The organism is Streptomyces sp. NPDC090741 (assembly GCF_044769045.1).
In the GTDB taxonomy this organism is placed as follows: Bacteria; Actinomycetota; Actinomycetes; order Streptomycetales; family Streptomycetaceae; genus Streptomyces.
In genome coordinates, this window is sequence record NZ_JBIVXF010000010.1 from 88,427 (window position 1) to 112,671 (window position 24,245).

Here is a 24,245-nt window from a genome sequence, read left to right on the forward strand (position 1 = left end):
AATGCCCAGGCACACAGGGAAGTTGAGCACATCATGACTCAAGGTCCAGCACCCCGCTCCCTGTCCGACGATGCTCTCTCCGAACTGCTGAGCACTCAGCAGTTCGGCACCCTCGCCACCAATAAGCGCAGCGGCCATCCTCATCTCACGACCATGCTCTACAACTGGGACGCCGAAGCGCGCATCGTGCGGTTCTCCACCACTGCCGACCGCATCAAGGTCAAGCAACTCCGGCGTGACCCACGCGCGGCCGTGCATGTTCCGGGCGGCGACGTATGGTCGTTCGCCGTGGCCGAGGGCGAGGCCGACGTCTCCGAAATCACGACCACGCCGGGGGATGCGATCGGGCGAGAGCTGCTCGCGATGGTGCCAGAGGCCGCGAAGCCGCAGGATGAAGATGCATTCTTGGAGCAGTTGGTCGCCGAGCGCCGGGTGGTCATCCGACTGAAGGTATCTCGGCTGTACGGGACGGCACTCGACATCAACGGTTAAGACCGGTCACAGTCACAGCCATTCGTTGATGGCCGCGACGAGGACGGTGGCTTCGTAGCGGACGGCGAGTTTGTCGCATCTCGTAGCGACAGCCCGGTGTCGTTTGAGGCGGTTGATGCCGCACTCGACCGCATGGCGCTCGCGGTAGTCGGTCTTGTCGAACTTCGGCGGCCGACCGCCGCGGGAGCCGAGCTTCCTGCGGTTGCGGATCTGGTCCTTCTTATCCGGGATCGTGCAGCGGATTCCACGTCGGCGCAGGTAGGCGCGGTTCTCCGGGAACCGTACGCCTTGTCGGCGCGCACCTTGTCGGGCCGCTTGCGTGGACGCCCCGGCCCCAGCCGGGGTACCCGTGTACGCTCCAGCACTGGCTCGAATTGCGCGGAATCCCCGCGCTGACCAGCCGTGATCACGATCGACATGGGCTTCTGCCCCTACTCGACCGCGAGATGGACCTTGGTGGTCAGCCCGCCTGGTGAGCGCCCGAGGCCATGGTCGTCCGGCTCGACCTCGACACCCCCGGGCGGCTCCTTCTGGAGATCCCCCTTTCGGCCGCCCCGGCGGCGTGCTGGTGGGCCCGGCACACCGTCGAGTCGACGCTCACATCCCAGGTGATCAGGTCCTTCGCGTCCGCCTGGGCTTGCAGCTCGGTGAGGAACCGGCCGTCGCGCTGCCAGCGTCGGAACAGGTCGTAGGCCCGGTCCCAGGGTCCATACCGCTCGGGCACATCCCGCCACGGCGTCCCGGCTCGGGTCCGCCAGCGTATGCCGTTGATCAGCTGCCGCCTGGGCATATCGGAGGCCGGCCGGACAGTTCGCCCTTCGGCAAGAGCGGCTCCAGCCGTGCCCACTGCTCGTCCGTCAGATCTCCACGTGCCACAACACATGATCATTTCACGACCAAGATCGACTTTTGCAACAGGCCCTAGCTCTGGGCCTGGTTGCGCAGGTTGGTTGAGTACTGCGCAGTTTCAGTGATCCCCGGTATGTGGTGTGGTCTCGGGGGTGGGCTGGTTGTCGAGTCAGGTGGTGGGGATGCCCTGGGATATTGATTCAGTCAGTCAGTCAGCCGACGATCGAGGAGAAGAGCGAGCCGTCTTCGGCCCACCACCAGGCTCCCCGACCTTCGTTCCAATCGGAGGACCAGCCGTCAAGAGCCTTGATCAGCTCCTCCACCCGATTTCCGGTGAACCCTCCGGGGGGGGGAATGCGGAACCCGATCTCCGAGGGCGGGCCGCTGTGGATGTACTGGAAGGCCAGCAGGTCCGCCGGAACGCCTGCCGCGCTCAGCGCGTCGTCCAGAGCGGAGAACAGGGTGACAGGGCTCCGGTAACTCGCCAGGGTGTCGGCGGCGCCCGCATTGTGGTCGATGACGATCCGGAGGGAGCTCCGAGATGCCGCGGGCGATGGCTGGAGGGCGGGAGAGCCCGGTTCCGGTGTTCGGCCCCATCACGAAGGCCGCACCTCGTACGGCGCGGGACATGGACGACTTCTTCGCCGGGGTTCTCACCCGGGCCATACCCTGGCCGGTCGGGCAGGCTGACCTCCACTGGCACATCCTTCACGACCCTCTGGCTGTGGAGGAGCAGTTGGCGGGCCCGTACCTGTAGGTTCGCGCCTTCGGTGTCCTTTTCTCACAGGCAATGCCCCCAGTCCGGCCCCAAGGACACAGAAGTGAGACGAGCGGCTGGGGTTTGACCCCGCGAGAATGCGGAGTTTCAGACCGTCCCCGGAACCTCCGGGGGCGGGCTCACTGATGCACCGGCCCCGCTGCGAGGGCGTCCAGCTGGTCCTTCGACCATGCGAGCCCGCCGGCTCGCAAGTCTTCGACCACCGCGCGCACCCACTCCAGCTCCGCGGCGGTCACGGCCCGTAGGTACTCGGTCTCCAGGCGGGTGATGCGCGGCAGCCCCTGCTCCGCCTCTGCGGCCATGGCCGCTTCCAGTCCGTCGAGGTTCTCCGCGAGCGCGCCGGCCCGCCGCTCCAGCACGTCCGTCATCTCTTCCGGCGTGAGCAGCAGCAGATTCGACAGGGCGGCCGGGAACTCAGGGAACTCCTGCTTGGGCGCGGAGAGCATCTCCTCCAGCCAGGCGCGGGCGGTCTCGCGCCCCGCGTCCGTGACTTCGTACACGGTCCGCTCGGGGTACTGCTGATCGCGCTCCGTCTCGCGAACCGCGATCAGCCCGTCGCCATTGAGCCGCTCGATCGTGCGGTACAGGCTCGCACGCTGCCTGACGTTGACGACCTGTTCCTTGCCCCAGTCCTTGACCAGGCGCTGGATGCCGTACGGGTGCAGCGGCTTGTAGTGCAGCAGGGCCAGGACGGTCAGGGCGAGGGGGGAGCTGCGGGGAGCGGATGAAGTCATGGACTCGATTTTAGCCTCAGAAAGACTAGTTGACGAGAGACTAGTCTCAGTGCAACTATCGAATCGTCAACGCAACGCCGCCCAGAGAGGAACCACCGAGATGTCCCTTACCGAGCGCATCCACTCCGACCACGGCCTCGTCAAGCACCTGGGGAACTGGACCGAGGCCGGCCGCTTCGAGATCAAGGCCCGCCACGGAGCCGCTGTCCTCGACCTCCGTTCCCCCGGCCTCCCCGACGACATCGAGATCCACATCGACTTGGACCGGGCCATGGTCAAGCTGCTCGTCGACGACAGCACCGCCGTTGACCACTGGAACCTGAGGTGGACCGCCCGCGGCAAGATCAAGGACTCCCGGTCCTCATCCACGGGAGACAAGGCGGTCGGCCGCCGTATCCATCTGTCCGGCTCTGTGACGAACAGCGAGATCCGCATCCACCGCGGTGGCATCGCGATCCTGTCGGCGATGTTCTCCCGTGCGTACGTCCAGGATGTGCGCCGCGCCCACAAGACCGGCGGCGTACCGACGATCGACGACCCGACCAGGGGGCACCAGTCATGACCCGCATCGCTAAAGCCCGCACAGCGCTCGTCATCGGCGGCGGTATCGCAGGCCCGGTCGCCGCGATGGCCCTGCGCCAGGCAGGTATCGAGGCCGCCGTCTACGAGGCGTACGATTCCACGGCCGACGGGGCCGGAGGCGGTATGACCATCGCCCCGAACGGCCAGAGCGCCCTCGACGTGATCGGTGCGGGCGATCTCGTCCGCGCCATCGGCACACCGGTCACCGCCATGGGTCTACGGAGCTGGACGGGCAAGCACCTCGCACGGTTCGCCCCGCCCTCCCGCCTCCCGTCCCTGCAGTTCGTCTGGCGCGCCGATCTTTACCGTGCGATCTACGACGAGGCGGAGCGCCGCTCAGTACCCATCCATCACGGCAAGCGGCTGACCGACACGACGGACACCGACTCCGGCGTCACCGCGCACTTCGCGGACGGTACGCAGGCCAGCGCCGACATCCTGATCGGCGCCGACGGTATCCGCTCCACGGTCCGCCCCCTGATCGACCCGGCCGCGCCACAGCCGAACTACGCCGGCCTGGTCTGCTTCGGAGCTCGGATGCACCAATCCGGACTTCCCTCCACCAACGGCGTCATGTACATGTGCTTCGGCAAGCGCGCCTTCTTCGGCTACCAGGTCTTCGAGGACTCCTCGGCGGTGTGGTTCGTGAACCTGCCCCACGTCCTCCCGATGACAGTCGCCGAAGCCCAGGCGATCGGCGCGCAGGAGTGGATGCGCACCCTGCAGACCGCCTTCGCCGACGACCGCACCCCCGCCCTCGAGATGATCAGCCTTACCGACGTCGGCCAGCTCCTCATCACCGGCCCGATGGAGAACATGCCAAGGGTCCCGACCTGGACCCGCGGCCGCATGACCCTGATCGGCGACGCGGCCCACGCCGCCTCGTCCAGCTCCGGGCAGGGCGCCTCCATCGCCACGGAAAGCGCCGTCGAACTGGCGCGCTGCCTCAGGGACCTGCCCTACGACCAGGCCTTCTCGACGTACGAACAACTGCGCCGCCCGCGCGTCGAACGCATCATCAAGCTAGGCGCCCGCACGAACAGCAACAAGAGTGCGGGCCCGGTCGGCCGCGTACTGCGCGACCTCGTGATGCCGGCGGCCATGAAGCTGATCAACCCGGAGAAGATGGCCTGGCAGTTCGACCACCACATCGACTGGAACGCAAAGGCGAACCCGCTCACCTGAACTCCAGCCGGTCCTCGACCGCGACGCCCGGGACGTGGACCCTGCGTCAGGTCCGGCAGCGCGTCCGGCGCCTGCCGGGTGGCGAAGTTGAAGCGGTTCCAGACGCTGACCTCCGTGATCGAGGTGGCCGAGCCGCAAGGATCCTGCGCGTGTCGTAGTACTCGGCGGCCTCCTCACAGAACTCGCCGGCGACCTGGGCGCCGGCCTCGGCCGACTCCCTGCCGTTCGTCCGGACTCCCGCCGGACAGCTCGGAAGAGGACACGGAAGTAAGACGGACGCACGGGGGACCACCCGTGAGACGTGAGCATCTGTGCTGGTCAGTGACACGCCATGGGACAGCGGAAACGAGAACCTACACCCGTACCGGAAGCTGACCGACCAGCCGGGCCTGGCCGCCGTGGAGGCGCGCTGGGTGCACACGACGGCGATGCGCGGCGGGCCGGTAGCGCAGTACCGGACGGAGGAGCTCGACACGATCCTCGCCCGCGTCCGTGAGGAGGCCGCCGCCATCGCACCGTTCGAGCTGGCCTACGGACGACCGGAGGTCGGCCGGGTCGCTCTCGAAGTGTCGGCGTATCCGGGGGAGCAGGCCCGGCGGCTGTGGGAGCTGACGACCCGGATCGACGCCGAGGTCAGCGACACCCGCTTTCCGCTCCGGCCCCCGGGTCTACCTCCCCCATGCCTCGCTCGCCTACGGCGTCGCCGGGGAGGCCCGGCCGGACCGCCTGGCGATGAAGGCGCTGCTCTCCGATCTCCCCGTCGGGCCGGTGACGCTGCCGGTGACCCGGCTCTCGCTCGTCGCGCAGTCCCACGATGCCCGGCACATCACCTGGACCCATCTCGGCGACGCCGTACTCGGCGGACAGTGACCAGGCGCCGCGTCGCCGGTTGGCGGCGTAAGCGTCTGTCGGCCGATCAATGTCTGTCCTGGCCAGTGGCCCCTGGGCCGGACGGATCGGTGTGCGACGGATGTCGTTGCAGGGCCGGATCCCGACACCGGTGAGCTCCAGCAGCGCAGTGGTGCTAGCTGGCAGTTCGACGAGGTGGCTGTGGTGACGAGATGCGTCTCACCTACGTAGCCGCTGGGCGGGTCCCGCCTTTCTATTTCCAACCTGTGTTGTTCCTAGAATGGCCATGTGGAGGACATCGATGCGATCGCGGTGTTGCAGGATCCGGTGCGGCGCCGCCTGTATGAGTACGTGGCGGCGCAGGGCCGTGAGGTCGGCCGCAACGAGGCCGCCGAGGCGACCGGGGTGGCGCGCACGCTCGCTGCACACCATCTGGACAGGCTGACTGAGGCCGGGCTGCTGGAGAGCGGAAGCCGCCGCCTGACGGGCCGCTCGGGGCCGGGGGCGGGCCGTCCCGCCAAGGTGTACACGCGGGCACGGGCCGAGTGGTCGGTGTCGCTGCCCGCCCGCGACTACCGCACCGCCGCTGAGCTGCTCGCCGAGGCCGCCGAGCAGGCCGGGCTGGACGCCGTTCTCTGCGCGGCCGCGCGCCGCCGGGGTGAGGCCCTGCGCGGCTCGGCGTCGCCCTGTGGCGGCCTCGAAGAGGCCGTGGAGATGCTGGCCGCCCGCGGCTACGAACCGCACCTGGAAGGCATCGAGGGCGCTGAGGGCGCCCAGGGCGCCGAAGACGTCGAGGGGGCGGCTGCACGCGTCGTCCGTATGCGCAACTGCCCCTTTCACGCCGTCGCCGAACGCTTCCCGCCGCTCGTCTGCGGCATGAACCTCGCACTGCTGGAGGGGCTCCTCGGCGCGGACGGGCCCGTCCGCGCTCGCATGGACGCCCGGCCGGGGGAGTGCTGCGTAGTGGTCGAGTCTTCTAAAAACAATGAGGATTGACATAGAAAGAAGGGGCGTGCTGGGATGAGGCCATGACCGCATCCGCGCGCGCCGCCCACCTCGCCCAGCTCAACATCGCCACGCTCCGCCATCCCTTCGACGACCCGCGCATCGCGCCCTTCGTCGAGATGCTCGACCCGGTCAACGCCGCCGCCGACGACGCGCCCGGCTTCGTGTGGCGGCTCGTGGAGGAGGGGACGGCCGACGCCACCGGCCTGCGCCCGGCGGGCGAGGACGTCATCGTCAACCTGTCGGTGTGGCAGAGCCAGGAGGCTCTGTGGGACTTCGCCTACCGCAGCGGGCACCTGGAAGTGATGCGGCGGCGCCGCGAATGGTTCGAACGGCACGTCGAGGCGCACCTGGTGCTCTGGTGGGTCCCCGCCGGTCACCACCCGACCGTCGGCGAGGCCCTGGAGCGGCTGGCGGACCTGCAGGCGCACGGGCCGTCCCCGCGCGCGTTCACCTTCGCCTCCTCCTACACCGCCGCCGAGGCCGGGGCCGCCCAGCATCTTCAGGCCGCGCCGCCGGCGCAGCCTGAGCAGGCCGCCCGGAGCGCGCAGCCGGCGCCGGCCGGGGACTCGGCGGCGGTCTGAGGCCGGGACGCTCAACCCGGCAGGACGGCGGCGCCGGTCTCCCGACCGTGATGATCGACGCGAGCAACCGGCGCGGCGTCATCTCCACAACCGGGGCGGCGCCTGCGAACCCTGAAACCTTGCCACCATCGCGAGCCGAGTGCTTGTTCCCGATCCGCTGATGCGGCCGGCAGGACGGCCTGGGTCCTGTCCCCCGATCACAAGTGGTCTTTACGGGCGGGGCACTCCGTAGGAACCCATCAAGCGGGCCAGTTGTCGGCCCGTCACCCGTAGTGGTTCCTCGCTGCGGTTAACCTGGGCCGTCACTTCGGCTCCTTCCAGGGCGCTGATGACGGTGGTCGCCAACTCCCTGGCGTCGCGGGCCTGGAAGGCGGAGCGCAGGAGCTTGCCGGTGACCATCTGCTCCCAACCGCGCAGCGCGTCGGCGCATGCCTGCTGGATCTCGGACTCGGTCCCCAAGGTTTCCAGTGCCGCTGCCGTGACCGGGCAGCCGTCGGTCCAGCCCGACTTGCGCAGCGCAACCCTTCACGGTCGCGGCATCGGTGATGGTGCCGGTGTTCCCGGTTCCGCCGGTGTGCTGGCCCTGGCCGCCGGCGCCGCCGGTGGCGCTCACGGTGGCGCCGCCGGTGATGGTGCCGGGCTCCGCGTTGCCGACGCCGCCCGCGCTGTAGCGGTCGCCGGATCCGCCGATCGTGGTGATGTCGCTGCTGCCGGCTGTGACCTTGCCGGTGTTGCCGGCGCCGCCCGCGTTCTTGCCGTTGCCGCTCCCGCCGGTCAGGGCGACGGTGTCGTTGCCCGCGCCGCCGTCCAGGGTGCCGGGTTGCCGGGCGTGGCCGCTCCACCGGTGGCGGTGATGGTGTCGTCGCCGTCCCTGCCATTCAGGTCGCCCTGTGTCGGCGTACGACCCGACGTTCGTGTGTACGCCGACACCTGCTCCTTTTGCAGTTCTTTCTCGAAGGAGCGGCCTGGCGCGCCACCACTCTGTGGTTGCTGCCCCACTGATCGGTCTGCGGCCGCCAGTACGGCGCCGGACACGCCCTGGGACACACCACTGCGGGCGTCAGCAACAGCTCTTCTTCCGCCACGCTTCGCATACCGCCGCCACCCATAGTTCCCACGTTCAGGTGCCCCCGCACCTGCCCGCGACGCCGAGCAGGTGGTGCGGAACAGGTGGGGCCCGACCGGGTTGGCTAGCCTCCCTGGTCAGGCCCTGCGTCCGGGTGCCTGCTACTTGTCGTGCAGGTCTTCCTCAGGCAGAAAACCCTCTTCCGGTGACGTGTGGAGTCCTCGCCCTCACGATGCTTGCTGCGGGCGGGCGGGCGGGCGGGCGGGCGGGCGGGCGGGCTTGGCGGGCCGGCCCGGCTGCCGGTGGTGAGTCGGCTCCCGGCCGGTGACGCGCTTGCGCTGCGTTCCCATCTCTCCGGGCCCCTTGCCGATCGCCCGGGCTGCTCTTCGCCCCGCATACCGCCCATGACGTCGGCTCCTCCTACTCGGAGGCGTGCCGACCCACCTCACACGCACCGTGACGCTCGGCGAACGGGCCGGCGTTCGTGCGCCGTGGCCCCGCGCCCGCCGTGGGTCCGGGACCACGACGACACCGTTGGCGCGTCAGCCCTTGAAGACGTCCTTGATCTTCTCCTTGGCCTGGCGAGTATCGCCCTTGGCCTTCTCGGCGCGCCCTTCAGCGGTCAAGGATTCGTTGCCCACCGCGCGGCCGGCCGTCTCCTTGAGCTTGCCCTTGGCCTGCTCGGCCTTGGCCCGGCTCTTCTGGTTCTTCGACACAGCTGATCACTCCTGAAGGATGGTGACAAACCGTACGTGTTGCTTCTGACCGCGATTCCGGCTGCCAAACCAGCTGGACGTCCAGGGAGTGCGGAGACCGACGGTGAGGCGTCGTTCGGACACGTAGGAGCCGGCCGCGGTGCATACGCCGTCCGGCCACCGGCCCGTCCGGGCCCGGTCCCCTGGGGCAACATGCCCGCGTTCGCTGTGATCGACGGTTTCGGCCCGGCTCCTCCTCACTCTGTGACGGTCGGTCGCGTTCGCCGCAGCCGCCCGGACGGGCGCCTCGCGGTCGCGGCGGAGGACGGCTTCCGGCCCGCTGCGCCGCCGGCGTGGACGCGGTGGCTGCGGTTCGCCCACGTACGTGGTCCGCCGTTCGAGCGCCGCACGCCACGGAACGGGCGCCCGCAGCTCGTCCCGCCTGGGATCCCCTGGCCCCAGCCCGCTCCCGCTCGTGCTCCCGCAGAGACTTCAGTCCCTGCCCGACTCAGCCGGCCGCCTGGCCGTCGACGGAGATGTCCAGGCGGTCGGCCAAGGTGGTGAGGGTCCTTCCCAGGGGGAGCATGACGCGTGTGACGGCGTGCTGGTCGCCGCGGGTCGGGTCCCGGTTGACGATCAAGACGGGCTTCCCGGCCTGGGCTGCCTGGCGGACGAACCGGAGCCCGGACATCACCGTCAGTGAGGAGCCCAGGACCAGCAGTGAGGTCGCCTCACCGACCAGTTCGCGGCAGCGCTCGACCCGCCCCGGCGGAACGGCTTCGCCGAAGAACACCACGTCCGGTTTGAGGATGCCGCCACACTCCGAGCAGGGCACCACGCAGAAGTCTCCGATCTGTTCGTCGGTGAGGTCGGCGTCACCGTCCGGGTTCAGTCCGGCGGCCACCGGCTCGAAGCCCGCATTGGCCTCCTCGAGCCGCTGGGCGAGTTCACGGCGGGAGCTGAAGGTGCCGCAGGAAAGGCAGACAACCCGGTCCAGGCTTCCATGGAGTTCCACCACCCCCTCGCTGCCGGCGGCCTGATGCAGGCCGTCGACGTTCTGGGTGATCACACCCGAGAGCAGACCGTGCCGGCCGAACGCCGCCACAGCCCGGTGCCCGGCGTTGGGCCGGGCGCGGCCGAACGTGCGCCAGCCCAGATGACTGCGCGCCCAGTAGCGGCGCCGGGCCTGAGCACCGGCGGTGAATTCCTGGTACGTCATCGGGGTGTGCCGACTCAGGCTCCCGCCCTCACCCCGGTAGTCGGGGATGCCCGACTCCGTGGATATGCCCGCCCCGCTGAGCACCAGCACACCGCCGGTCCTCAGTGCATCGGCGACCGGCTCAGGATCGGCGGTGCCAGGACGTAGGCCCTCGGTCGGGGTCCAGCTCAGAGTGGGGCGCATGCGCATGCCGCCAGCCTACGGAACGGTGTGCGTCGGTCCCCGTGGTGCGCGCGTCCACGTCCGGCGGTCGTCACTACGGCGAGGCCCAAGCCGTGCAGCACCGCCACGTCGTTGACTACCCAGGCGGCCAGCAGGCCCCATGTCACGGTGGCAGGGGCGGCAGTCTTGGCAGGCATCGGTACAGCCTCAGGTCCACGCGCCGCCGCCATCTTCGACGCCGCTCGCGAGCTCCTGGCAGAGCGTGGGCATGACGGCCTCACCATCGAGGCCGTCGCCCGGGCGGCAGGCGTGAACAAGACGACCATCTACCGCTGGTGGCCCTCGAAGCCGGCCTTGGTGCGCGCCACCGTGCTGCATGCCAGGGCCCTCGACATCTCCGTCCCGGATACCGGGAGCCTGCGCGGAGACCTCGTTGCGCTCGTTGAGCAGGTCACCGGGTTGCTCACCGGACCGCATGCCGAACCGGTCGTGCGTGCCCTGGCCGGCGCGTCGGGTCAGCCGGAACTGGCCGAACTCACCCGGGAGCTCTTCGCTGGAGGCTTTGCCCGTGAGCAGCCCGTTTTCGAACGTGCTCGCGCACGGGGTGAGCTGCCCGCGACCGACCCCCAATTGCTGGTCGACCTCGTCGCCGGAGCCGTCCGGGTCCGCGTGCTGCTGCGCCGCCAACCGCTGCCGGACCGCTTCGCGGCCGACGTCGTAGATGCGGTGCTCCACAGCGCGAGGTACCCGGGTGAAGGGGAGTGAACCGTTGGCGCAACATAGTTGTCAACAGTGTTGCGCCCATGGCTGCGTGTGAACCGAAAGGCGGGGCGAGGGCAACGGCACCGCCACCCCCGACCCGCCCCCGAGGGGCCTGCGGGCACGCGCCTACGCGCCGCGGAGTGCTTCGACCCGCTTCTCGATGGCGGTGATCAGCGCCTCGACCCTGGCCGCGAAGATCTGCTCGTCCGTCACCTCGGCCAGCTCCGTGCTCAGCCGGGTGATGTTCGGGAATCCCTCGGCGTCGACCAGCCGGTACTCCCGGCTCCACGAAGACTCGTCGGCCTCCCGGATGTCCGGTTCGAACAGCAGGTAGGCGGCGCGCTGCCCCACGTAGGCGAGCAGTGAGTCACCCACCATGCGGTAGTGGACGGCCGCCTCGGCGCCGTCGAGCCCGGCCTCCCTGACGGCTCCGATGATGAGCTCGACGACGCGGAACTCGTTGGGCCGGCGGGTGGTGCGGCTGGCCATGGTCGAGCCGACCACCGGATAGCGCAGCGCGACCTCCAGGGAGGCGTCGGCGAGCGCCCGCAGCCGCCCTTTCCAGTCGAGGCCCTCGGGGATGCTGTCCACCACCTCGCCGAGCGTGCGGTCGGCGACGGAGAGCAGCAGCTCGTCCTTGTCGCGGAAGTGTCGGTAGATCGCTGTGGGGTCGGCGCCGAGCTCCTCGCCGAGGCGTCGGACGGTGAAGGCGTCCGCGCTGCCGCGAGCCGCGATGCGCAGGCTGGCCTCGATGATGGCGTCGGGCGTGAGCTGGCTGCCCGCGCGCTTGGTCCGGGCGGATGTGTCGGATGACTTCGGCATGGTGCGGCCAGTGTAACGATGTGGAACGGAGGGAGCGCAACACCGTTGACAACAATGTTGCGCTCCCGTTCACTCCTCCTCAACAACAAGCCGAGCGGGTCCGCCCGCCGATGGGGAGGGGTGCGTCGATGGCAGTCAGCAAGGAGCCGATCGTGCAGCGGGCCGACACCGTTTTCGTGGGAGGACGGGTCTTCACCGGCACCGGCACCGGCACGGGCACGGGGACCGGGGCCGCCGCCGGACCCGTCGACGCCGCCGTCGCCGTCGGAGGTGGCCGGATCCTCGCCGTTGCCGACGAGGCCGCCGTCCGCTCGCTCGCCGACGAGTCCACCGAGGTCGTGGACCTGGCGGGCGGACTGCTCGTCCCCGGCTTCCAGGACGCGCACGTCCACCCCGCGGTGGCCGGCGTCCTGATGCTCGGCTGCGACCTGTCCGAGGAGCGCACCATCGAGGGCTATCTGGCCGTCGTGGCCGCGTACGCCAAGGAGCATGCGGATGCCGCGTGGATCCGCGGCGGCGGATGGTCGATGGACGTCTTCCCCGGCGGCACGCCCACCCGCGGCATGCTCGACGCGGTGGTCCCGGACCGGCCGGTCATGCTCACCAATCGGGACGGTCACGGAGCCTGGGTCAACACCCACGCGCTCCGGCTCGCGGGCGTGGACCGCAGCACCCAGGATCCGGCCGACGGCCGGATCGAGCGGGAGGCGGACGGCACCCCGGCGGGCACGCTCCAGGAGGGCGCCGTGGATCTGGTCGCCCGGCACGTGCCCATCGCGACGCCGGACGAGGCGCTCGCCGGCCTGCTGGCCGCGCAGGAGCACCTGTTCAGCCTCGGTGTGACCAGCTGGCAGGACGCCATGATCGGCGCCTTCCCGGGCAACCCCGATAATTTCGGCGTCTACCTGCGTGCCGCGAGCGAAGGTTCCCTGCGGGCGCGCGTCGTCGGCGCGCTGTGGTGGGACCGCGAGCGCGGACTGGAGCAGATTCCCGAGCTGGAGGAGCGGCGCCGCACCGGCCGGGTGGGCCGCTTCCACGCCACCTCCGTGAAGATCATGCAGGACGGCATCGCCGAAAACTTCACCGCCGGAATGCTGGAGCCGTACCTTGACGGCTGCGGCTGCGCCACCGGGAACTCCGGGCTCAGTTTCATCGACCCGGAGCTGCTCACCGAAGCGGTCGCCCGCCTCGACCGCTCGGGCTTTCAGCTCCACTTCCACGCGCTCGGGGACCGCGCCGTACGGGAGGTCCTCGACGCGCTGGACGCAGCGCGTGCCGTCAACGGCGCCAATGACAACCGGCACCACCTCGCCCACCTCCAGGTCGTCCACCCCGATGACATCGGGCGTTTCGCGCGACTTGGAGCGGCCGCGAACATCCAGGCGCTGTGGGCCGCGCACGAACCGCAGATGGACGAGCTGACCATCCCCTTCCTGGGGCCGGAACGAGCGGCCCTCCAATACCCGTTCGGGGATCTCCAGCGCGCCGGCACCCGGCTCGTCGCGGGCAGCGACTGGTCGGTAAGCAGCCCCAACCCGCTCTGGGGCATCCACGTAGCCGTCAACCGCGCCGTACCCGACGAGGCGCCGAACGCGACCGGGACCCGCGAGTCCTTGCCTCCCTTCTTCCCCGAGCAGGCCCTGACCCTGTCCCAGGCCCTGACCGCCTACACCGCCGGCAGTGCCTGGGTGAACCACCTGGACGAGGTCACCGGCACCGTCGAGGTGGGCAAGTACGCCGACCTCGTCGTCCTCGACCGGGATCCCTTCGCGCACCCCAGCGAGGAGATCGCCGAGACCCGGGTGCTGCGGACCTACCTCGACGGCGAACTCGTCTACGCCGCCTCGCTCTGAACCGACGGACCTCCCCCTCCCCCCCCGCTCACCCCTCTCGGAGGCAGCAGATGCCCTCAGCCCGACCGAGCTCGCGCCGGCCCCGACGGCTTCGCCACACCGCGGCGGCCGCCCTCGCCACGGCCGCCGTGCTCGTCACGAGCGCGTGCGGCGGCCCCGCACACCGGCCCGACGACACCACCAGCGGATACCGGCTCACGGACAGGACGCCCGCCGCCTCGGGCGACCTGGACTCCTTCACATGGTCCGTCTACGCCGAGCCGACCACCATCGACTACGCGCACTCCTTCGACTTCCCGCCCAACCAGATCCTCGCCAACGTCTGCGAGAGCCTGCTGCGCTGGAACCCCGACCTGACGACCTCGCCGAATCTCGCGGCCTCGTACAGCAATCCCACGCCCACCACCTGGGTGTACCAGATCCGCCCGGGCGTGCGCTTCCACGACGGCACGGAACTCACCGCGGACGACGTCGTCGCCTCCCTGCGCCGCAACCTCGACCCCGCGACCGCCAGCGTGTGGGCGTACCCCTTCCGCAACGTCCAGGCGGTCGAGCGCACCGGTCCGCTGGAGGTCACCGTCACCCTGGCGAAGCCGGACTCCACCTTCAACAAGTACCTCGCCGCCGGCCCCGGCACCGTGGAATCCGCCGCCACGCTGGCCAAGGCCGGCAAGGACTACGGCAACGCGCAGACCGGCGTGAACTGCACCGGCCCCTTCTCCTTCGAGTCCTGGACCTCCGGCCAGTCCCTCAGCCTCAAGCGGTTCGACGGATACTGGAACGCCGACCTCAAGGCCAAGTCCGGCCGGGCGAAGTTCGTCTTCCTGGCCGACCCCACCACCCGCGTCAACGCCTTCCGCAGCGGCGAGGTCGACGGCGGCTGGATGGTCCCGCCGAACGCCTACAAGCAGTTGGGTGCCACCGAGGCCGGAAAGCTCTACTTCGGCCGGAGCACCACGGTCGTCGACGAGGTGGTGAGCAGCCTCAAGGGCCCCCTCGGCGACGCCCGGGTCCGCCAGGCGCTGCTGATGGCCATCGACCGCAAGGGAATCGTCAAGGCCGGCGCGGGCGGAGTCGGAGAGGTCGCCCATTCGCTGACCACCGACAACCTGTGGGACGACGCACCCGCCGCCGCACGCGAGGGCATCCTCAAGGACGTACCGACGTACCCGTACGACCCGGCGAAGGCCAAGGCGCTCGCCGCAGAGGCCGGGGTGGACGGCCAGAAGATCGTGATCGCGACCAGCCCGCTGGACTCCCAGACGACGATCATCACCCAGGCCGTCGCCCAGGCCGCCACGGCCATCGGCCTCAAGCCGCAGATCGATTCCCTCTCCGCCGAGAAGTACACGACCCTCTTCACCGATCCGGCCGCACGCGAGGGCATCGACCTGTTCCTCACCTTCTGGTACACGTCGATCACCGACCCGCTGGACGTGTACGGCTCGCTCCAGACGGGCTCCTTCAGCAACTACGGCAACTGGTCCGACCCGGCCTTCGACGCCGCCGTCGACAAGGCCGTCGCGGCCCACGATCCCGCCGAACACGCCGCGGCCAACGCCGAGGCCCAGCGAACGGCACTGCGCGAACTGCCGTGGCTGCCCCTGTACACGCAGCCCGTCAGTGTCTTCATGGGCAAGCGGATCACCGGCGTCCAGCCCTCGATCGCCTACCTCTACTACCCGTGGGCCGCCGAGATCGGAGCGAAGCGATGACGCCCGCACCGGTACTGGCCCGGGTCGGCCGGGTGCTGCGCCGGCTGGCCGCCATGGCGGCGACCTTGCTCGTCACCTCCTTCCTGGTGTTCTCCTCGCTCTTCCTCGTCCCCGGGGACCCGGCCGCCTTCCTGGTCAAGGGACGCAGCCCGAGCCCGCAGGAACTCGCCGCGATCCGGCACCAGTACGGCTTCGACGAGCCGTTCCCGGTCCGGTACGGGAAGTGGCTCGACGGTGTCCTGCACGGCGACTTCGGCCGCTCCTACCTCTTCCACCAGGACGTCGGCTCGGTCATCTGGTCGCGGCTGCCCGCCTCCCTGTTGCTGGTCGGCGTATCGGCCCTGATGATCGTCGTCGTGGGGGTCGGAGCCGGCATCGTCGGAGCGCTGCGCCGCGGCACGCGCACGGACCGGACCCTGATGCTGCTCGTGACGGTGGGCGCCGCCGCCCCCGCCTTCGTTGCCGCCCTCCTGTTCCGGTCGGTGCTGGGCGTGCGACTGGGCTGGTTCCCGACCATCGGCAACGGCACCGGCCTGCTCGACCGGCTCCACCACGTCGTGCTCCCGGCAGCGGCCCTGTCGGTGACCTTCATGGCGCTGGTGACCCGGGTGACCCGGTCGGCGATGCTGGACGAACTGCGCCGTGAGCACGTCGAGGTCGCACTCAGCCGGGGAACGCCGCGGCGGACGGTGATCAGGCGGCACGTGCTGCGCAACGCGCTGGGCCCGATCGTGACGGTCTCCGCACTCCTGGTCTCGGGGATGCTGGTGAGCACGGCGATCGTGGAGACCGCCTTCGGCATGGCCGGGGTCGGTTCGCTGCTGGTGCAGTCGGTGGACCAGATGGACTTCCAGGTCGTGCAGGCCATCGTGCTGCTCGTCGTCGGCGCGTTCGTCGTGGTCAACGCCCTGGTGGACCTGGTGCATCCGCTGATCGATCCGCGGGTCGCGGCCGGGGGGAGTGCGCGATGAGCCTGCGGACCTCACCCCCGGCGGGCACCCCGGCCATCCCGGCCGGCGCGGCGGCCGCGTCCCCCGGCGGGATGCTCCGCGCGACGTTCACCCGGATCCGGAGACTCGGCGGCGGCCCGCTGCACGCGAGCTGCATGCTGCTCCTGGCCCTGTTCCTGGTGCTCTCCCTGTTCGGCCCCTGGCTGGCGCCGTACGACCCGACCTTCGGCTCGCTCGGCGACACCCTCGTCGGGCCGAGCGCCCAGCACTGGCTGGGGACCGACCAGGGCGGCCACGACACCTTCTCGGCGCTGATCGTCGGCACCCGGTCCAGTCTCGCCGGACCCCTCGCGGTAGTGCTCTTCTCCACCGCGGCGGGCATCGCCGTCGGCCTGTTCACCGCCTGGCGCGGCGGGTGGATCGACACCCTGGTCGGGCGTGTGCTCGACGTCCTCTTCGCCTTCCCCGCGCTGCTGCTGGCGATCCTCGCGGTGGCCCTCTTCGGCAAGGGGATGACGGCGCCGGTCATCGCGATGGCGATCGCGTACATGCCGTACACCGCACGCGTCGTACGAGGTCTGGCGGTGCAGGAGAAGGCCCGGCCCTACATCGCGGCCTACCGGGTGCAGGGGCATTCCGCGGTGTTCGTCGCGGTCCGCGCCCTGCTGCCCAACATCGCCCCGACCCTGCTCGCCCAGTCGACCGTGAACTTCGGCTACGCCCTCCTCGACCTCGCCGCCCTGTCGTTCCTGGGGCTGGGCGTCCAGCCGCCGACACCCGACTGGGGCGCCATGATCAATCAGGGGCAGACCGCCGTCCTCCAGGGACAGCCGCTGTCCGCGATCGTGCCGGCCGTCGCGGTCGTCCTGGTGGTCGTCGCCTTCAACGTCGTCGGGGAGACCCTCGGCGACCGGCTCGCCGGGAGGGACTCCTGATGGCACTGCTCGAGTACGAGGACCTGCACATCGCGCTGCCCACGACGGCCCGCCCGGTCCTGGACGGCATCACCCTGACCGTCGCAGCCGGGGAAGTCGTCGCCCTGGTCGGCGAATCCGGCTCCGGGAAGTCGGTCACCGCCCGCGCCGCCCTCGGGCTGTTCCCCCCGGGCTGCGTGACCCGTGGCCGGGTCCGGGTCGACGGCATCGACCTCGTCGGCGCCGACGAGGCCGGCCTGCACGAGGTACGGACCGCCAAGGCTGCGATGATCTTCCAGGACCCCAGGGCGGCCATCAACCCGGTACGCCGCGTCGGTGACTTCCTGACCGAATCGCTGCGGATCGGCCAGGGCTGGCCGAAGGACCGGGCGAACGCCCGCGCCGTCGAACTGCTCACCGCCGTCGGCCTCCCCGATCCCGCCCGGCACCTGGACCAGTACCCGCACGAGCTCTCCGGCGGCATGCTCCAGCGTGTCGTGATCGCCGCGGCCCTCACCACCGAGCCGCGTCTGCTGCTGTGCGACGAACCCACCACCGCACTCGACGTCAGCACCCAGGCCGAGACCATGTCCATCCTCGGGCGGCTCCAGCGCGAGAGGGGCCTCGGCATGCTCCTCATCACCCACGACGTCGAACTCGCGGCCGCCTCCAGCGACCGGATCTATGTGATGTACGCGGGGCGGATCGTCGAGACGGCCCCCGTGGCCGACCTGTTCGCCACCCCGGCGCACCCCTACACCGCCGGCCTGCTCGGCTCGTCCCCGCCCCTGAGCGGCCCGGCGGGACCGTACGGCCGCCTCGTCCCCATCCCCGGAGCCCCGATGGGCCTCATGGAGTCCGTACCCGGCTGCGCCTTCGCACCGCGCTGCCGCTTCGCCGAGCCCGGCCGCTGCGACCTGTCGCCGCCGCCCCTGCGGCCGCACGGCCCGGGCGAAGTCGCCTGCCACCGCGCGGACGAACTCACCGGCGAGCTCTCCGGCATAAACCCCGGCACAAACCCCGACATGGCGGCGACGGCCGCGACGATCCCGGCTCCGGCCCGCACCGGCGCTCCGGACGAGGAGGACCGTTGACCACCACCGAGCCGATCCCGGCGCTGCTCCGGGCGAGCGGCCTGCACAAGACGTACCGGACCCGGGGGACCGAGGTCGTCGCGGTCGACGGCCTGTCGTTCTCCGTACCGCCGGGCGGGGCGCTCGGCATCGTCGGGGAGTCGGGTTCCGGCAAGACCACCACTGCCCGGATGCTGGTCGGCCTGGAATCCCCCGACGCGGGGGAGATCCTCGTGCAGGGCGAGCCGTTGGCGAAGGCCGCACGGGGGAAGGCGGCCCGGCTGGCCCGGGCCAAGGCCGTCCAGATCGTCTTTCAGGACCCCTACCTGTCGCTCGACGGCCGCATCAGCATCGGCGCGACCCTGGACGGTGTCCTGCGGCTGCACGGAGCCCACGACCGTACGGCGCGGGCCGCCCGGGTCAGCGAACTGCTGGCACAGGTCGGTCTCGGCGACCGCGAGGCGGCGGCCCTGCCCCGCAGCCTGTCCGGCGGGCAGCGCCAACGTGCGGCCATCGCCCGGGCGCTGGCCGTCGAACCGGCCGTGCTGGTGCTCGACGAGGCCGTGTCCGCCCTCGACGTCTCGGTCCAGGCGCAGGTGCTCAACCTGCTCGCGGACATCCGCCGCGACACGGGCATCGGCCTGGTCTTCGTCAGCCACGACCTGGCGGTCGTCCGGTACGTCTGTGACGAGGCGCTGGTCATGTACCGGGGCCGGACGATGGAGCACCGGCCCGTGGCGGAACTCCTCACCACGCCCCGCCACCCCTACACCCGGCTGCTGCTGGCGTCCGTCCCGCACCCCGGCTGGGACCCCGACTCCATCAGCCGCCGCCGACGCGGGCTCGACCTCGTGACTGCGACCTCGTGACGGTGACTCGGGACACCGACGTCGTGACTCCGACCGCGGACCGCTGAGCCGGAACGCCGGAACGCCGGAACGTGGTCGTTCACGGAAACCGCCATCCCGCGAACATCGCTGTGATGAGTGGGTCTTCCGTATCCGCGCCCGCGTCCAGGGAGGCCGCAGTGTCCAGAAGGCCGCAGGAGGTGTTCGAAAGCTACGTCCACGCCGGGACCGTGCCCCGGAACGCCGGTGCCCTTGCCGAGAACTTCACTGCGGACGGTGTCTTCGAGGCACCGCTCATGCGCGCTCAGCTGCGCTCCGCCCCAAGGGATCCGGTGGGGCCGGCGGCGCGCACGTCACGTGCACCAGCCGCCAGAGGTCCGACCGGTGACGACTCAAAGCTCCATCGTCGGTGCCACGCACCCGCCCGCACCCCGCCCCCGCCGCCACCCCCCTGCTCACCCCTGCTGATCACCCATGTGATGCGAAAGGTAACTGTGCGTGCCAGGGTGGAGGGGAAGCCTTCAGCCACGTGTCGCAGAGGAGTCGCGGTCATGGGCGGTAAGCAGGACAAGCGCCAGGAGCCGGGCAAGGGCCGCGAGGAGCAGGAGCGCATGCATCCTGTGAGTCAGGACCCCGTGCACCCCGGTACCCGCGAGGAGCGGTCCGGCAAGATGAGTCCCGAGGAGATCGCGCAGCGCCGCCTGGAGGAGATGCGGCGTGAGCGCGGAGATGACGAAATGCGCGAAGACGAGTTCTGACCGCATCAGATCGCTCTTTGCCCATGCGCGCAGGACCCGGCCGGGCCCGTGGTCACTATCACCCCGGCCGGGTCCTGTCATGCGGCCGGTCCAAGGGCCGACGCAGGCGTCGCCGCCTCCGCCCACGCGGGTATCCATCACGAAAGCAAGTGATCTCCATGGACCCACCCGCGCCACCCGAGCGGCCGCTCGCTTGGGCGGTGGGCACGCTGATGGCGACGATCCCGGTCCCGGCCCGCGAGGCCGAGCGCATCTTGTCCGCGGCGGCAGCCCGAGCGGGTCTGCCCGAGACCGCCCTCGCCGAGGCGATGCTTGCCGCCTCCCGGGGCATGCCCGTCCCGGCCCGCGCTGAGCGGGTCCTGCGCCAGGGCGTCCCCGCCGCCCGCACCCCGACCGCCGCAGCCTCGGCCTCCGGCCCGTATCTGCTGCCGCTCCGGGCGGACGCCGAGCGGGCACTCGGCCGGTTCTTCGAAGCCCGCCTGCGCCTGATCGCAGCACCCACCGACCCGGACGCCCGCCCGGGCCTTCGAGGACTCCCTGCTCACCCTGTGCGTCCCCATGGGCCGGCCCTCCGCCCCCGAGGCGATGCACGAGGCGATGCACGAGGCTCTCCAGTACACCGAGGGCTGACCCCGCAATTCGTGCCGCTCGGCCCGGCCCGCACCCCATCTGAGACGACGGAGGCGGTGTACCCGCAGGGAGGTGAGACATCGGAAGGCCGGTGAGGAGCCGTCGGCGGACGGGGCGAAGAGGCCGCGTGAGCCCTCTGAATGAGATGGCCCTGGCCGGGAAGGCGAAGGCGCAGGACGGGCCTGGTGGCACAGCCACCTTGCAGAGACCACAACACGAGCTGAGGAGAGTCATCATGCCTCGCGGTTCCAGCCCCAAGCGGGAACGTCAGTACGAGCACATCAAGGAGAGTGCCGAGCAGCGCGGCGAGAGTACGAAGCGCGCCAAGGAGATCGCGGCCCGCACCGTGAACAAGGAACGTGCCCGCTCCGGCGAGTCGACGACCGCGAGCCGGTCCTCGATCCAGGACATGTCGTCCTCCAAGCGGGGTGGGCAGCGCTCGCACAGCGGTTCGCAGGGCCCCACCAAGGAGCAGCTGTACAACGAGGCGAAGCAGCGGGGTGTCGAGGGTCGTTCGAAGATGGACAAGGCAGAGCTGAAGCGGGCGCTGGGCCACTGAACGGGCACCGTCCGCGTGATGAAAGGGGTCTGCTGTGACCGAGTTCGACATCTGGGGTTACCGTCCGGATACGGGTTACCAGCGGGGCGCCGACATCGTCGGCTACAAGGTCGAGGCCGCGGACGGCAGCATCGGCGAGATCAGCAAGCATTCCGAGGAGGTTGGTGCCTCCTACGCCGTCGTGGACACCGGGGTGTGGATCTTCGGCAAGCACGTGCTGCTGCCCGCCGGGACGATCAAGATGATCGACATGGTGGAGGAGAAGGTCCCCGTCGACCGGACCAAGGACCAGATCAAGGACCAGATCAAGGACGCTCCCGAGTCCGACGAGTCCAAGCGCGGCGGCGAGCCGTCCTACCTGGAGCAGTTCGCCCGGTACTACAACCAGCCGCACATGTAGCGCGGGCGCACGTGCCCCGGGGCCCGGCGTTCGGCGGAGCACCGCGGAGCCGGCCGAGCCCGTGCATCGGACCCCACCAGCCCAGGCCTTCGGGCCCCGGTGCCTCCGGGACGTGGGGCTTGTCGTGATGGGCGCTGGCCGGCCGCTGCGCCGACGGGCGTTGACCGCTGGTAAGGCCTTCGTAGGGTCGAGATGACCGAGCCCTGCTTGCGTCCCTTCTCGATGAGGTTCTTCCTGGCCAGAGCCTCGAGGTGTTGCGGACGACCTGGGTGGAGGCTGGGCGGTCGGGGTGTGCCTGGGCCAGTTCGGTGGTGACCTCGCTGACCAGGCGGGGTTCCGCGGCCTGGACGAGGAGGGCCGGGACGAGTTCGCGCAGCGGGGGTCCGCTGCCGTGTTCGCCTTCGTTTCGGTGGCCTTCTTCACGGTGGCTGCGGCGGTCTTGCCTGCGGTGGTCTTGGCCTGCGTGGCCAGGGTCCGTTGCACGGGCGGCGGTGCGAGCGCTGGCGCCGGGCGGTTGGCCGGGCGGCCCCCGGGTTCCCGGCCGGGGAGGTGGCCGGGAACCCGGGGCGTCCGCGTCCGGCTTCCGTACGGATCCGGGCGGCAGCCCGTAGTTCGGGCGAGTCGGCTGCATGACGCCGGGGAGGTCGCCATGCGGCTGAGGCCACTGAGGCCCGCTCCGGAAGCACCCCTCCGTGGGTGGCAGCTTCCGGTATCCACGCGTGTATCCCGGTCGCCTTCCCCCAAACACCCTCCCCCAGGAGTTCTGAGAAGACGTCAAGAGCTGCTGTACTCTCGCCACTCGCGGCCGGAGCCACTGCATTGCCGTTCGGCGGGCAGGGTGAACCCCGGATGCCGTACTGGCCGCTCCGCCGCATTCTGGTTGCATGGCGGACCAGACGGAGATCGTTATCCACCCCGTGTCGCCGCAAGGCGGGCGCAAGGTCACCGTGCACGCGCTCGGCGTTGACGCGGACCTTGGCCGGGCGTTCACGCCCGCAGACGTGTCGGAGTTCCTGCGCCGGGCCGGGCTGGAGGATGTGGACCTGTCCGAGGACGGGCCGATCCAGTGGGAAGGGGGCGGCCCCGAGGTGTGGACCAGCGACATCTGACGCCGTCGAGCACCCGGTCGCAAGCGAACTGCAGGGCCGCGCTCAGACCAGGGGGCGGCGCTCGATCATCCGTACAGTGCCCTGGTGCCGCGGATGGGCGACATGCGGGGTGCGGCTTTGTACGTCCGGGCGCCGTGCACCGGCGTTTCCGCCGAGGTGGAAACATCGGGGGACTCATGGGGCCGGGTCTACGTCCCGTGCGCGCCACGCAGGGATTCCGTGATGGTGAGCTCGAGCCTCGCGCAGGGGGGAGCCAGCGCGCCGACGCGTTGGCTCGGCAAAGGGCCGCTTAGGCTGGCCGGATGCGTCACCACGATCTTGTCGTCATCGGTACGGGATCCGGCAACGCCGCCGGCGACGACTCGTTCGCCGATCTGGACGTGGCCATCGTCGAGGAGCGCTGGTTCGGCGGAACCTGCCTGAACGCCGGATGCATCCCGAGCAAGATGCTCGCCTACACCGCGCACGTGGCCCGGACCGTCCGGGAAGCCGGGGCGTACGACGTGGACGCAGAGCTGCGAGCGGTGCGGTGGCGCGAGGTGCGCGACCGCATCTTCGCGCGGCTCGACGCCGAACGAGACGAAGGTCGTACGGGCCGTGAGCAGCAGCACTCGGTCACCGTGTGCGAGGGCAGGGCACGGCTCACCGGCCCCAGGACCCTTCGGATCGACCGGCTGGACGGGGCCCTCGACGTCAGCGCTGGGCAGGTCGTCGTCGCGGCGGGCGGTCGGCCCGTGGTTCCCGGGCCCGTCGCGGAGGCGGGCCTGCCGTACGAGACGTCCGACACCGTCATACGCATCGACGCTCCGCCCGGCACTTGGCGATCCTCGGCGGCGGATATATCGCCGCGGAGCTGGCCGATGTGTTTGCCGAGACGGGGAGCTCCGTCACTATCGTGGAGGACATGGAGCACCTGCTGGGTCCGCAGGACGAGACGGGCGGGAGCGGTTCACCGAACTGGTCCGCTCCCGTTACGACCTCGGGCTCGGCCGGGGGGTCACGGCGGTCGGCGGTCGGCCGGGCGCGCTGCGGCTGACGCTGGACGACGGATCGACGGTCGAGGCGGACATGCTGCTCGTCGCGGTGGGCCGTGTCCCGAACAGCGACCGGCTGGACCTTGAGGCGGCCGGCATCGCCACCCACGACGACGGCCGTGTGATCGTCGACCAACATCAGCGCACCACGGCTGAAGGCGTCTTCGCGCTCGGGGACATCTGTTCGCCGGTGCCCCTCAAGCACGTGGCCAACCGCGAGGCGGAGGTCGTCGCCCACATTCTCCGCCACCCGGACGACCTGATCGCGGCCGACCACGAACTGGTGCCGCCGGCGGTCTTCACCCGGTCTCAGATCGCCTCGGTCGGTGCCACCGAGCATGGGCACGGCCAGCTACGGCGATGTCGCCTACAGCTGGGCGATGGAGGACACCGCCGGATTCTGCAAGGTGCTCGCAGACTCCGGCACCGGCCGCCTTCTCGGCGCCCACCTGATGGGCCCTCAGGCCCCCACCTTCATCCAGCCCCTCGTCCTGGCGGCGACCCTCGGCATCGACGCCGTCACCCTCGCCAAGCCCCCGTACTGGATCCACCCCGCGCTCACCGAGGTCGTGGAGAACGCCCTCCTCGACCTCGGCCTGTGAGCGCGCCCGCCGAGGG

The 24,245-nt window shown here is 70.5% G+C and carries 25 protein-coding genes and 5 pseudogenes; 23 read left to right on the plus strand and 7 right to left on the minus strand.

What is annotated here, in order from left to right; genetic code table 11:
* Nucleotides 1-33 precede the first annotated feature (33 nt).
* Nucleotides 34-492, plus strand: coding sequence for a TIGR03618 family F420-dependent PPOX class oxidoreductase (locus ACIQU4_RS26000; RefSeq protein WP_403735206.1), 459 nt, complete (start codon nt 34-36; stop codon nt 490-492).
* 12 nt (nt 493-504) lie between these two features.
* Here the strand turns inward: ACIQU4_RS26000 and ACIQU4_RS26005 are convergent.
* A pseudogene (locus ACIQU4_RS26005) lies at nt 505-1,368 on the minus strand (IS5 family transposase).
* Between the two features lie 514 nt (nt 1,369-1,882).
* Here ACIQU4_RS26005 and ACIQU4_RS26010 point away from each other — a divergent pair.
* Nucleotides 1,883-2,098, plus strand: a complete 216-nt coding sequence (locus ACIQU4_RS26010) for a hypothetical protein (RefSeq protein WP_403735209.1) — start codon at nt 1,883-1,885, stop codon at nt 2,096-2,098.
* A gap of 140 nt (nt 2,099-2,238) precedes the next feature.
* Here ACIQU4_RS26010 and ACIQU4_RS26015 read toward each other — a convergent pair whose 3' ends face one another.
* On the minus strand, nt 2,239-2,853 hold the full coding sequence (locus ACIQU4_RS26015; RefSeq protein ID WP_403735211.1) for a PadR family transcriptional regulator: 615 nt from the start codon (nt 2,851-2,853) through the stop codon (nt 2,239-2,241).
* 100 nt (nt 2,854-2,953) lie between these two features.
* Here ACIQU4_RS26015 and ACIQU4_RS26020 point away from each other — a divergent pair, with 100 nt between their 5' ends.
* From ACIQU4_RS26020 to ACIQU4_RS26040, 5 genes are all read left to right on the plus strand, one after another.
* Entirely contained in the window at nt 2,954-3,415 is a 462-nt protein-coding gene (locus ACIQU4_RS26020; protein ID WP_403735214.1) for a hypothetical protein, read from the plus strand.
* Nucleotides 3,412-4,620, plus strand: a complete 1,209-nt coding sequence (locus ACIQU4_RS26025; protein WP_403735217.1) for an FAD-dependent oxidoreductase — start codon at nt 3,412-3,414, stop codon at nt 4,618-4,620. The genes ACIQU4_RS26020 and ACIQU4_RS26025 overlap by 4 nt, the downstream gene beginning before the upstream one ends.
* Nucleotides 4,621-5,352: 732 nt before the next feature.
* A complete protein-coding gene (locus ACIQU4_RS26030; protein ID WP_403735220.1) occupies nt 5,353-5,490 on the plus strand; it encodes a hypothetical protein in 138 nt (45 codons plus the stop codon).
* 267 nt (nt 5,491-5,757) lie between these two features.
* Nucleotides 5,758-6,465: a helix-turn-helix transcriptional regulator gene (locus ACIQU4_RS26035; protein WP_403735222.1), complete on the plus strand. Its 708-nt coding sequence runs from the start codon at nt 5,758-5,760 to the stop codon at nt 6,463-6,465.
* A 32-nt stretch (nt 6,466-6,497) separates the two neighbouring features.
* The gene (locus ACIQU4_RS26040; protein WP_403735225.1) at nt 6,498-7,058 is read left to right on the plus strand and encodes a DUF3291 domain-containing protein; all 561 of its coding nucleotides are present in this window, start codon (nt 6,498-6,500) and stop codon (nt 7,056-7,058) included.
* A 210-nt stretch (nt 7,059-7,268) separates the two neighbouring features.
* Here the strand turns inward: ACIQU4_RS26040 and ACIQU4_RS26045 are convergent.
* The 4 genes and pseudogenes from ACIQU4_RS26045 to ACIQU4_RS26060 all read right to left on the minus strand — a co-directional run.
* Nucleotides 7,269-7,574, minus strand: a pseudogene (locus ACIQU4_RS26045) (TetR family transcriptional regulator C-terminal domain-containing protein); the annotation flags it as partial.
* A gap of 777 nt (nt 7,575-8,351) precedes the next feature.
* Nucleotides 8,352-8,474 carry a hypothetical protein gene (locus ACIQU4_RS26050; RefSeq protein ID WP_403735228.1) on the minus strand — a complete coding sequence of 41 codons (123 nt, stop codon included), beginning with the start codon at nt 8,472-8,474 and terminating at the stop codon, nt 8,352-8,354.
* Nucleotides 8,475-8,666: 192 nt separating this feature from the next.
* Nucleotides 8,667-8,840: a CsbD family protein gene (locus ACIQU4_RS26055; protein WP_403735231.1), complete on the minus strand. Its 174-nt coding sequence runs from the start codon at nt 8,838-8,840 to the stop codon at nt 8,667-8,669.
* Nucleotides 8,841-9,327: 487 nt separating this feature from the next.
* Nucleotides 9,328-10,227, minus strand: a complete 900-nt coding sequence (locus ACIQU4_RS26060; RefSeq protein WP_403735234.1) for an NAD-dependent protein deacetylase — start codon at nt 10,225-10,227, stop codon at nt 9,328-9,330.
* Nucleotides 10,228-10,386: 159 nt separating this feature from the next.
* Between ACIQU4_RS26060 and ACIQU4_RS26065 the strand changes: the two genes are divergently transcribed.
* Nucleotides 10,387-10,965 (plus strand): TetR/AcrR family transcriptional regulator, encoded by a 579-nt coding sequence (locus ACIQU4_RS26065; RefSeq protein ID WP_403735238.1) that lies wholly within the window; start codon nt 10,387-10,389, stop codon nt 10,963-10,965.
* Between the two features lie 123 nt (nt 10,966-11,088).
* On the opposite strand, the gene ACIQU4_RS26070 is transcribed toward ACIQU4_RS26065, so the two are convergent.
* On the minus strand, nt 11,089-11,784 hold the full coding sequence (locus tag ACIQU4_RS26070) for a TetR/AcrR family transcriptional regulator (RefSeq protein ID WP_403735241.1): 696 nt from the start codon (nt 11,782-11,784) through the stop codon (nt 11,089-11,091).
* Nucleotides 11,785-11,912: 128 nt separating this feature from the next.
* Between ACIQU4_RS26070 and ACIQU4_RS26075 the strand changes: the two genes are divergently transcribed.
* The 15 genes and pseudogenes from ACIQU4_RS26075 (at nt 11,913) to ACIQU4_RS26145 (ending at nt 24,229) form a co-directional block, all read left to right on the plus strand.
* The gene (locus ACIQU4_RS26075; RefSeq protein ID WP_403735243.1) at nt 11,913-13,637 is read left to right on the plus strand and encodes an amidohydrolase; all 1,725 of its coding nucleotides are present in this window, start codon (nt 11,913-11,915) and stop codon (nt 13,635-13,637) included.
* A 50-nt stretch (nt 13,638-13,687) separates the two neighbouring features.
* Nucleotides 13,688-15,352 carry an ABC transporter substrate-binding protein gene (locus tag ACIQU4_RS26080; RefSeq protein WP_403735246.1) on the plus strand — a complete coding sequence of 555 codons (1,665 nt, stop codon included), beginning with the start codon at nt 13,688-13,690 and terminating at the stop codon, nt 15,350-15,352.
* A complete protein-coding gene (locus ACIQU4_RS26085) occupies nt 15,349-16,323 on the plus strand; it encodes an ABC transporter permease (RefSeq protein WP_365957607.1) in 975 nt (324 codons plus the stop codon). The genes ACIQU4_RS26080 and ACIQU4_RS26085 overlap by 4 nt, the downstream gene beginning before the upstream one ends.
* On the plus strand, nt 16,320-17,237 hold the full coding sequence (locus ACIQU4_RS26090; RefSeq protein WP_403735249.1) for an ABC transporter permease: 918 nt from the start codon (nt 16,320-16,322) through the stop codon (nt 17,235-17,237). The genes ACIQU4_RS26085 and ACIQU4_RS26090 overlap by 4 nt, the downstream gene beginning before the upstream one ends.
* Entirely contained in the window at nt 17,237-18,310 is a 1,074-nt protein-coding gene (locus tag ACIQU4_RS26095; RefSeq protein ID WP_403735251.1) for an ABC transporter ATP-binding protein, read from the plus strand. Before ACIQU4_RS26090 ends, ACIQU4_RS26095 begins: the two co-directional genes overlap by 1 nt.
* Entirely contained in the window at nt 18,307-19,158 is an 852-nt protein-coding gene (locus tag ACIQU4_RS26100; protein ID WP_403735254.1) for an ABC transporter ATP-binding protein, read from the plus strand. The genes ACIQU4_RS26095 and ACIQU4_RS26100 overlap by 4 nt, the downstream gene beginning before the upstream one ends.
* A 530-nt stretch (nt 19,159-19,688) precedes the next feature.
* Nucleotides 19,689-19,895, plus strand: a complete 207-nt coding sequence (locus tag ACIQU4_RS26105; protein WP_403735257.1) for a hypothetical protein — start codon at nt 19,689-19,691, stop codon at nt 19,893-19,895.
* 507 nt (nt 19,896-20,402) lie between these two features.
* Nucleotides 20,403-20,525: pseudogene (locus ACIQU4_RS26110) on the plus strand (hypothetical protein); the annotation flags it as partial.
* Nucleotides 20,526-20,760: 235 nt separating this feature from the next.
* Nucleotides 20,761-21,084, plus strand: a complete 324-nt coding sequence (locus tag ACIQU4_RS26115; protein ID WP_403735260.1) for a plasmid stabilization protein — start codon at nt 20,761-20,763, stop codon at nt 21,082-21,084.
* Between the two features lie 34 nt (nt 21,085-21,118).
* Nucleotides 21,119-21,484, plus strand: a complete 366-nt coding sequence (locus ACIQU4_RS26120) for a PRC-barrel domain containing protein (RefSeq protein ID WP_403735262.1) — start codon at nt 21,119-21,121, stop codon at nt 21,482-21,484.
* A gap of 884 nt (nt 21,485-22,368) precedes the next feature.
* On the plus strand, nt 22,369-22,593 hold the full coding sequence (locus ACIQU4_RS26125) for a hypothetical protein (RefSeq protein WP_365957617.1): 225 nt from the start codon (nt 22,369-22,371) through the stop codon (nt 22,591-22,593).
* A 302-nt stretch (nt 22,594-22,895) separates the two neighbouring features.
* A pseudogene (locus ACIQU4_RS26130) lies at nt 22,896-23,288 on the plus strand (mycothione reductase); the annotation flags it as partial.
* Entirely contained in the window at nt 23,216-23,629 is a 414-nt protein-coding gene (locus tag ACIQU4_RS26135; protein ID WP_403735265.1) for an FAD-dependent oxidoreductase, read from the plus strand. The pseudogene ACIQU4_RS26130 and the gene ACIQU4_RS26135, both read left to right, overlap by 73 nt.
* 2 nt (nt 23,630-23,631) lie before the next feature.
* A pseudogene (locus ACIQU4_RS26140) lies at nt 23,632-23,787 on the plus strand (FAD-dependent oxidoreductase); the annotation flags it as partial.
* A 178-nt stretch (nt 23,788-23,965) separates the two neighbouring features.
* Nucleotides 23,966-24,229 (plus strand): hypothetical protein, encoded by a 264-nt coding sequence (locus tag ACIQU4_RS26145; RefSeq protein WP_403735268.1) that lies wholly within the window; start codon nt 23,966-23,968, stop codon nt 24,227-24,229.
* Nucleotides 24,230-24,245: the final 16 nt, after the last annotated feature.

What these genes read in the sequence shown, in the direction of transcription:
- ACIQU4_RS26000 (WP_403735206.1), top strand. Translation starts at nt 34, where the DNA reads ATGACTCAAGGTCCAGCACCCCGCTCCCTGTCCGACGATGCTCTCTCC.
- ACIQU4_RS26010 (WP_403735209.1), top strand. Translation starts at nt 1,883, where the DNA reads ATGCCGCGGGCGATGGCTGGAGGGCGGGAGAGCCCGGTTCCGGTGTTC.
- ACIQU4_RS26015 (WP_403735211.1), bottom strand. Translation starts at nt 2,853, where the DNA reads ATGACTTCATCCGCTCCCCGCAGCTCCCCCCTCGCCCTGACCGTCCTG.
- ACIQU4_RS26020 (WP_403735214.1), top strand. Translation starts at nt 2,954, where the DNA reads ATGTCCCTTACCGAGCGCATCCACTCCGACCACGGCCTCGTCAAGCAC.
- ACIQU4_RS26025 (WP_403735217.1), top strand. Translation starts at nt 3,412, where the DNA reads ATGACCCGCATCGCTAAAGCCCGCACAGCGCTCGTCATCGGCGGCGGT.
- ACIQU4_RS26030 (WP_403735220.1), top strand. Translation starts at nt 5,353, where the DNA reads ATGAAGGCGCTGCTCTCCGATCTCCCCGTCGGGCCGGTGACGCTGCCG.
- ACIQU4_RS26040 (WP_403735225.1), top strand. Translation starts at nt 6,498, where the DNA reads ATGACCGCATCCGCGCGCGCCGCCCACCTCGCCCAGCTCAACATCGCC.
- ACIQU4_RS26050 (WP_403735228.1), bottom strand. Translation starts at nt 8,474, where the DNA reads ATGGGAACGCAGCGCAAGCGCGTCACCGGCCGGGAGCCGACTCACCAC.
- ACIQU4_RS26060 (WP_403735234.1), bottom strand. Translation starts at nt 10,227, where the DNA reads ATGCGCATGCGCCCCACTCTGAGCTGGACCCCGACCGAGGGCCTACGT.
- ACIQU4_RS26070 (WP_403735241.1), bottom strand. Translation starts at nt 11,784, where the DNA reads ATGCCGAAGTCATCCGACACATCCGCCCGGACCAAGCGCGCGGGCAGC.
- ACIQU4_RS26075 (WP_403735243.1), top strand. Translation starts at nt 11,913, where the DNA reads ATGGCAGTCAGCAAGGAGCCGATCGTGCAGCGGGCCGACACCGTTTTC.
- ACIQU4_RS26080 (WP_403735246.1), top strand. Translation starts at nt 13,688, where the DNA reads ATGCCCTCAGCCCGACCGAGCTCGCGCCGGCCCCGACGGCTTCGCCAC.
- ACIQU4_RS26085 (WP_365957607.1), top strand. Translation starts at nt 15,349, where the DNA reads ATGACGCCCGCACCGGTACTGGCCCGGGTCGGCCGGGTGCTGCGCCGG.
- ACIQU4_RS26090 (WP_403735249.1), top strand. Translation starts at nt 16,320, where the DNA reads ATGAGCCTGCGGACCTCACCCCCGGCGGGCACCCCGGCCATCCCGGCC.
- ACIQU4_RS26095 (WP_403735251.1), top strand. Translation starts at nt 17,237, where the DNA reads ATGGCACTGCTCGAGTACGAGGACCTGCACATCGCGCTGCCCACGACG.
- ACIQU4_RS26105 (WP_403735257.1), top strand. Translation starts at nt 19,689, where the DNA reads ATGGGCGGTAAGCAGGACAAGCGCCAGGAGCCGGGCAAGGGCCGCGAG.
- ACIQU4_RS26115 (WP_403735260.1), top strand. Translation starts at nt 20,761, where the DNA reads ATGCCTCGCGGTTCCAGCCCCAAGCGGGAACGTCAGTACGAGCACATC.
- ACIQU4_RS26125 (WP_365957617.1), top strand. Translation starts at nt 22,369, where the DNA reads ATGGCGGACCAGACGGAGATCGTTATCCACCCCGTGTCGCCGCAAGGC.
- ACIQU4_RS26145 (WP_403735268.1), top strand. Translation starts at nt 23,966, where the DNA reads ATGGGCACGGCCAGCTACGGCGATGTCGCCTACAGCTGGGCGATGGAG.